The following is a 6,061-nucleotide window of genomic DNA, read 5'->3' on the forward strand; positions in this document are numbered from 1 at the left end:
CGGTCCTGGCCGGCCGAACAGGTACAGGATCAGGTCCTGGTCGAGCGTGATGCGGCCGAAGTCCATGGCCACCGTGGTGGTGGTCTTGTCCGGCGCGTGGGTGAGATCGTCGATCCCCGCCGAGGCGGAGGTCATCACGGCTTCGGTACGCAGCGGGTTGATCTCCGAGACCGCGCCGACGAACGTGGTCTTGCCCACGCCGAAGCCGCCCGCCACCACGATTTTCGCGGAGGTGGTGGAGCGGGCTGCACCGCTAGAGCTTGCGAAGTCCACTGAGCACCCTTTCGAGCAGTGTCACGTCAGGCTGGCCGCCGGCGGACTCGTCGCCGCCGGGCTGATGGATGGCGACGAGCCCGGCCTCGGCCAGGTCGGCTACGAGGATCCGGGCGACGCCGAGCGGAATGGTCAGGAGTGCGGAGATCTCGGCGACCGACTTGATCTCGCGGCACAGTTGGCAGATCCGCTGGTGCTCGGGCAGCTGGCCCTGGAGCTGGGCGGGGTCCGCCGTGGTGGCCACCAGCGCCTCGATGGCGAGCTGGTAGCGGGGCCGGGTCCGGCCACCGGTCATGGCGTACGGACGCACCAGCGGGTTGTGGCCGGTGGCCGGGGAGGACGGCTCCGGCGTGTGGCGCACGGGCGGCGGCGCGGGCCGGCCGTGCTGCTGGTGCGGCTCGTACGTGTGGTGTGGCTGGTGCGGCGGCAGGTCCGACGACAGGCCCGCGGGGCCGGTCTGCGGGGCGTAGGAGGGCGCGTACGGCTGCTGGAAGGGCTGTGGGGCCCCCTGCGGGGGCAGGGCCTCCGGAGGCTGCTGAACGGGCTCCTGGGGCGCCGCGGCGGGCTGCTGCGGCGTGCGGGCCTGGCGGCTCGGCGCGGAGGGGAAGTTGAAGCGCTTCAACGGGGCGTCGCCGTGCGGCTCGGCCTGATGCCCATGGCCGTACGGATATCCACTGGGGGGCGTTGCCACGTGTCCTCCTCCAACTCGCCTGTCTGCCGGTCGCGCCACCGCACCCTAACGGCGCGGTGGCGCGAAACGCATCTTTGTGTTTGCTAGTTGAGAAGACTCCCCTGCAGTTCCGCGCGGAGGTCCGGGGTGAGGACGTTGCCGGCGCGGTCGACCAGGAGGGCCATCTCGTAGCCGACGAGGCCGATGTCGCACTCCGGGTGGGCGAGGACGGCCAGGGAGGATCCGTCGGAGATGGACATGATGAACAGGAAGCCCCGTTCCATCTCCACGACGGTCTGGTTGACCAGGCCGCCTTCGAAGATGCGGGAGGCTCCGGCGGTCAGCGAGGTCAGGCCGGAGGCGACCGCCGCCAGCTGGTCGGCTCGGTCGCGGGGGAAGCCTTCGGACATCGCCAGAAGGAGTCCGTCGGCGGAGACCACCACCGTGTGCGACACCCCGGGGGTGTTGTCCACGAAGTTGGTGATCAACCAGTTCAGGTTCTGCGCCGCCTGGCTCATCGGGCTCACACTAACGCTCCTGATCGTAGGTGCTGCCGGGGCCGTAGCCCTGTTGGTCATGCTGGTCACGCTGTTGGCGCCCCTGCTGGACGCCGCGGCGCAGGTTGCTCAACCTGCCGCGGATGTCCTCCGGAGCGCGGGAGACCTGGGGGCCGCCCGCTCCGGTCGCCTCCGCGGAGCCCTCGACCAGGTTGGCCTTGGGCACTCGCCGGGGCAGGCCGGAAGAGGTGATCCCGCCGGCCTTCGGCTCACGCAGCTGCTCGGCCCGGTGCCAGCGCTGGTCGTTCTCCGCGTGCCACGTGAAGGTGTCCGGGAAGCCGCTCTCCCGCGAACCCGCCCCGGACGGCTCCGGCGCCGTGGGCGCCGCCGGTTCCGCGGCCGGCTGCCGGCCCCCTGAGTCCTCCGCCGGCTGCCACTGCTTGTCGCGGCGGGGGAGACCGGCGTCGGTCAGGGAGTGGATGTTGCTCGGGGAGGGTCCCGGACGGTGGAACTCTACGCTTTCCCGGGCGACTTCGGGAACGCTTGGCGCAGATTCCGTTTGTTCTCCGGAATGTGCTCCGTAAGGAGACCCGAAAGGCGACTCGTACGCGCCGGTATCGCTCCAATTCCCCTGGCTGGAAGGGGTGCTGTAGTCGGTGTACGGCTGTGCCGCGGACTCTGCCGGAGCGCCGTATTCCGATTCCGCTTCGGAATACGGCGCTGAGGGCGGGAAGGGTGAGGCCGGACCGGTCGGCAGGGGAGGGGGAGTCGGCGAGCCCGGCGTGCCGGCGGTCCCGGCCGCGCCCGGCGGCGTCCCGAGCAGGGGATCGGCGCCGTACGCCGAGTCGGCTGCCTGCGGGATCCGGGACGCCTCCGGTGCCTGGGGCGCCTGCGGGGCCTGGGACGCCTCCGGTGCCTGATCGGGGACGATCCGGGAGACCGTGAAGTCCTGGTCCCCGGGCAGCTCCTCGCCACCCCCGCCGTGGGTGATCGCGTCCGGCAGCATCACCAGTGAGGTGGTGCCCGCCTGCTCGCCCGACGGCCGCAGTTGGACCCGGATGTGGTGCCGGGCGGCGAGACGGCCGACCACGTACAGGCCCATGCGCTGGGAGACCGCGGCGTCGATGGTGGGCGGATTGGCCAGCTTGTGGTTGATGTCCGCGAAGTCCTCCGCGGTCAGGCCGATGCCCTTGTCATGGATCTCGATCATGACCCGGCCGTCGGGCAGCCGGGTCGCGGTCACCCGCACCTTGGTGTGCGGGGAGGAGAAGGTGGTGGCGTTCTCCAGCAGCTCGGCCAGCAGGTGCACCAGGTCGGTCACGGCGGTGCCGTGGATCTCGGTCTCCGGGACGCCGGTCAGCTCGATGCGCTCGTACGACTCCACCTCGGAGGAGGCGGCGCGCAGCACGTCGATCAGCGGCACCGGCTGGTTCCAGCGGCGGCCGGGCTCCTCGCCCGCGAGGATCAGCAGGTTCTCGCCGTTGCGCCGCATACGGGTGGCCAGGTGGTCCAGCCGGAAGAGGTGCTCGAGCTGGTCCGGGTCGGCCTCGCGGTTCTCCAGCTCGGAGATCAGCGAGAGCTGGCGCTCGATGAGGCCCTGGTTGCGGCTGGAAAGGTTGGCGAAGATCGCGTTGACGTTGCCGCGGAGCATCGCCTGCTCGGCGGCGAGCCGGGTGGCCTCGCGGTGCACCTGGTCGAAGGCGCGGGCCACCTCGCCGATCTCGTCCCGCGTGGTGATCGGGATCGGGGTCACCCGGGTGTCGACCCGGCCCGGGTGGGCTCTGGACAGCTGGTCCACCAGGCGCGGCAGCCGCTGCTCGGCGACCTCGAAGGCGGCGTTGCGCAGCTGACGCATGGAGCGGCTCATGGAGCGGGCCATCCGGCCCGCCACGACGAACGCCAGGAGGAGGGCGAGCAGCACGATCGCGGAGTTCACAAACGCGTCGCGCTTTGCGTCTGCGGAGATTTGCGCGGCCTCGCTCACCGCGTGGTCGGCGAGGTCCTTCTCGACCTCGCGGTAGGCGTCGAACTTGGCGGTGGCGGCGCCGAACCACGACGCCGCGGTGATGCCGCGCTCCTTGAGGTCGGCCGGCTTGGTGCCGTCACCGATGGCCTCGATCATCTGGTCCAGGGACGGCGGGACGACGAACTGCCGGTTCTCGTCCGCGGCCTTCTGCCGGGCCTGTCTGACCTGCTCCTCGCTCTTCTTCCGCGCCGCCGCCATGGCCTTCTTCAGGCGGGTCACGTCCTCGGGGAGGCCGGCGGACTGGAACTCGGCGAGAGCGATCTTCTCCAGGTAGACGTACGAGCCGAAGGCGGTGAGCTGGGTCTTGCGGTCGGCGGCCGAGGGGCCGGGTTTCACCAGCAGATGGCTGCCGATGGAGCGCTCCAGCGACTCGGCTCCTTTGGCCAGTGCGACCGCGTAGACGGTGCGGCCGTAGGAGGTGATGTTGCCGGTGCCCAGACCGAGTTCGTTTGCGAACTCCAACAGTGAGTGCTCGACGGCGACATAGCCCTCTTCGGTCTTCACCCCGTTCAGCCGGTCGGTGTAGGCGTACCGGCGCAGATTGGCGAGCTGCGGCTCCACGGCCTGGAACGCGGCGAGACGGCGCTTGAGGCTGCCGGTGTTCGGTATGTCCTTGGCGTACTTGTCGAACTCGGCCTTCGCGGCGTCGGTCGCCGCCCGCGCCTTCTTCACCTCGTCGTCGGCGGAGCCGGTGAGCAGCGGCACGGCGGTGCGGTCCCGCTCGTCGACCAGGGCGTGGCCGTAGGACAGGGCCGCGCGGACCAAGCGGGCGGTGCGCTCGGCGTCTTCGGCCTCGTTCCAGGTGGAGACGGAGGACTCGACACGGAAGCCGCCGAAGACCAGGGCGACGAGGACGGGGATGAGCAGGATGGCGTTCAGGCGGGCCGGCACCCGCCAGTTCCGCGGCGACAGGCGCCCGCCGGCCGCGACGGGGGGCTCCGTCGCGGCCGCGGGTGACGCCGCTGCGCGCGGCGGCGGGGTGAAGTTCCCCCGCACCTGTTTCGCGGAGTCCGGCATGCTTCGCCTCACTCGACCAACAACCTCTCGGCGTCGGCACCTGTGTCGTGCCGTTCCCAGCTGAGCCTGTACCGCCCAGTTCAGCGAATTCCAGCATGGCGCGTCGGTGCTTTCCAAACAGTCAGCAAAGCGCCCGGCCGGTTGTCTGGACCAGAGATAAAACGGGCGTTACGGGTGAGACATGTCAAAGGGCGAACCAATTGAGCGCACAACGGAGCCGGTCGAACGCTCTCCGTATTCAATCCCGGGTTTTTCTCTGTCGAAACGTTATGAACGTCCGAGCGGGCCGTGCCCCAGGACACAGCCCGCTCCGGTCATCGTCTTCCGGACAACTTACGGGATTTTTCGCCTACTTCAGACGAGCCATCAGCGCATGCTCCACCAGCGTGATAAGCGCGCTCTTGGCCTCGCTGCGGTGGCGGGCGTCGGTGGTGATGATGGGGGTGTCCGGGCCGATCTGCAGTGCTTCGCGGACCTCTTCGGGGGTGTAGGGCTGGTGCCCCTCGAAGCCGTTGAGGGCGATGACGAAGGGGAGCCCGGAGTTCTCGAAGTAGTCGACCGCCGGGAAGCAGTCCGCCAGGCGGCGGGTGTCGACGAGGACGACGGCGCCGATGGCGCCGCGGACCAGGTCGTCCCACATGAACCAGAACCGGTCCTGCCCGGGCGTGCCGAACAGGTACAGGATCAGGTCCTGGTCGAGCGTGATGCGGCCGAAGTCCATGGCCACGGTCGTCGTGGTCTTGTCCTGCACATGGCTCAGATCGTCGATCCCGGCCGAGGCGGAGGTCATCACGGCCTCGGTGCGCAGCGGGTTGATCTCCGAGACCGCGCCGACGAACGTGGTCTTGCCCACGCCGAAGCCGCCCGCCACCACGATCTTGGCCGAGGTGGTGGCCCGGGCGGGCGGAGCGCCGCTAGAGCTTGCGAAGTCCACTGAGCACCCTTTCGAGCAGTGTCACATCCGGGGTCCCGGCCGCGTCCGCGGTGCCGCCCGGCTGATGGATCGCCACCATGCCCGCCTCGGCCAGGTCGGCGACCAGGATCCTGGCCACCCCCAGCGGCATGTTGAGCAGCGCGGACACCTCGGCGACCGACTTGACCTCGCGGCACAGGTGGCAGATCCGCTGGTGCTCCGGGAGCAACCCCTGCAGATGGACGGGGTCCGCCGTGGTGGACACCAGCGCCTCGATGGCGAGCTGGTAGCGGGGCCGGGTCCGGCCACCGGTCATGGCGTACGGGCGCACCAACGGCTGATCGCCTTCACCCCCGTACGGCGAATGGTGATGGCCGCCGTACGGGCCGGGCGAGGCAGGGGGCGGGGTCATGGGTCCTCCGGTCGGGACAGGAAGGTGACGGTGTCGCCGTCGGTCGGTGCCGTTTGGGGGGCGTTCGGCCTGTCAGCCGAGCGGGCGGGCGGCGGGCGGGTGGTCAGTTCAGCAGGCTGCCTTGCAGTTCCGCGCGGAGGTCCGGGGTGAGGACGTTGCCGGCGCGGTCGACCAGGAGGGCCATCTCGTAGCCGACGAGGCCGATGTCGCACTCCGGGTGGGCGAGGACGGCCAGGGAGGATCCGTCGGAGAT

General features: G+C 70.2%; 6 protein-coding genes and 1 pseudogene. All 7 read right to left on the reverse strand.

From position 1 onward, the window contains the following. A partial coding sequence (locus BBH68_RS21730; RefSeq protein WP_174589066.1) for a GTP-binding protein occupies positions 1-273 on the reverse strand: 273 nt, incomplete at its 3' end. Then, a complete protein-coding gene (locus BBH68_RS21735) occupies positions 254-964 on the reverse strand; it encodes a DUF742 domain-containing protein (RefSeq protein ID WP_065965088.1) in 711 nt (236 codons plus the stop codon). The genes BBH68_RS21735 and BBH68_RS21730, both read right to left, overlap by 20 nt. An 83-nt stretch (positions 965-1,047) precedes the next feature. Further along, positions 1,048-1,461, reverse strand: a complete 414-nt coding sequence (locus BBH68_RS21740) for a roadblock/LC7 domain-containing protein (RefSeq protein WP_065965094.1) — start codon at positions 1,459-1,461, stop codon at positions 1,048-1,050. Positions 1,462-1,471: 10 nt separating this feature from the next. Then, entirely contained in the window at positions 1,472-4,483 is a 3,012-nt protein-coding gene (locus BBH68_RS21745; RefSeq protein WP_079151129.1) for a nitrate- and nitrite sensing domain-containing protein, read from the reverse strand. 349 nt (positions 4,484-4,832) lie between these two features. After that, positions 4,833-5,417, reverse strand: a complete 585-nt coding sequence (locus BBH68_RS21750) for a GTP-binding protein (protein ID WP_065965092.1) — start codon at positions 5,415-5,417, stop codon at positions 4,833-4,835. Next, a complete protein-coding gene (locus BBH68_RS21755) occupies positions 5,398-5,808 on the reverse strand; it encodes a DUF742 domain-containing protein (RefSeq protein WP_065965093.1) in 411 nt (136 codons plus the stop codon). Before BBH68_RS21755 ends, BBH68_RS21750 begins: the two co-directional genes overlap by 20 nt. Before the next feature lie 103 nt (positions 5,809-5,911). After that, positions 5,912-6,061, reverse strand: a pseudogene (locus tag BBH68_RS21760) (roadblock/LC7 domain-containing protein); the annotation flags it as partial.

It is taken from the genome of Streptomyces sparsogenes, from assembly GCF_001704635.1.
In the GTDB taxonomy this organism is placed as follows: domain Bacteria; phylum Actinomycetota; class Actinomycetes; order Streptomycetales; family Streptomycetaceae; genus Streptomyces; species Streptomyces sparsogenes.

Bases quoted from the DNA above. Each gene is read 5' to 3' on its own strand.
- BBH68_RS21740 (WP_065965094.1), bottom strand. From the start codon at position 1,461: ATGAGCCAGGCGGCGCAGAACCTGAACTGGTTGATCACCAACTTCGTG.
- BBH68_RS21755 (WP_065965093.1), bottom strand. From the start codon at position 5,808: ATGACCCCGCCCCCTGCCTCGCCCGGCCCGTACGGCGGCCATCACCAT.
- BBH68_RS21745 (WP_079151129.1), bottom strand. From the start codon at position 4,483: ATGCCGGACTCCGCGAAACAGGTGCGGGGGAACTTCACCCCGCCGCCG.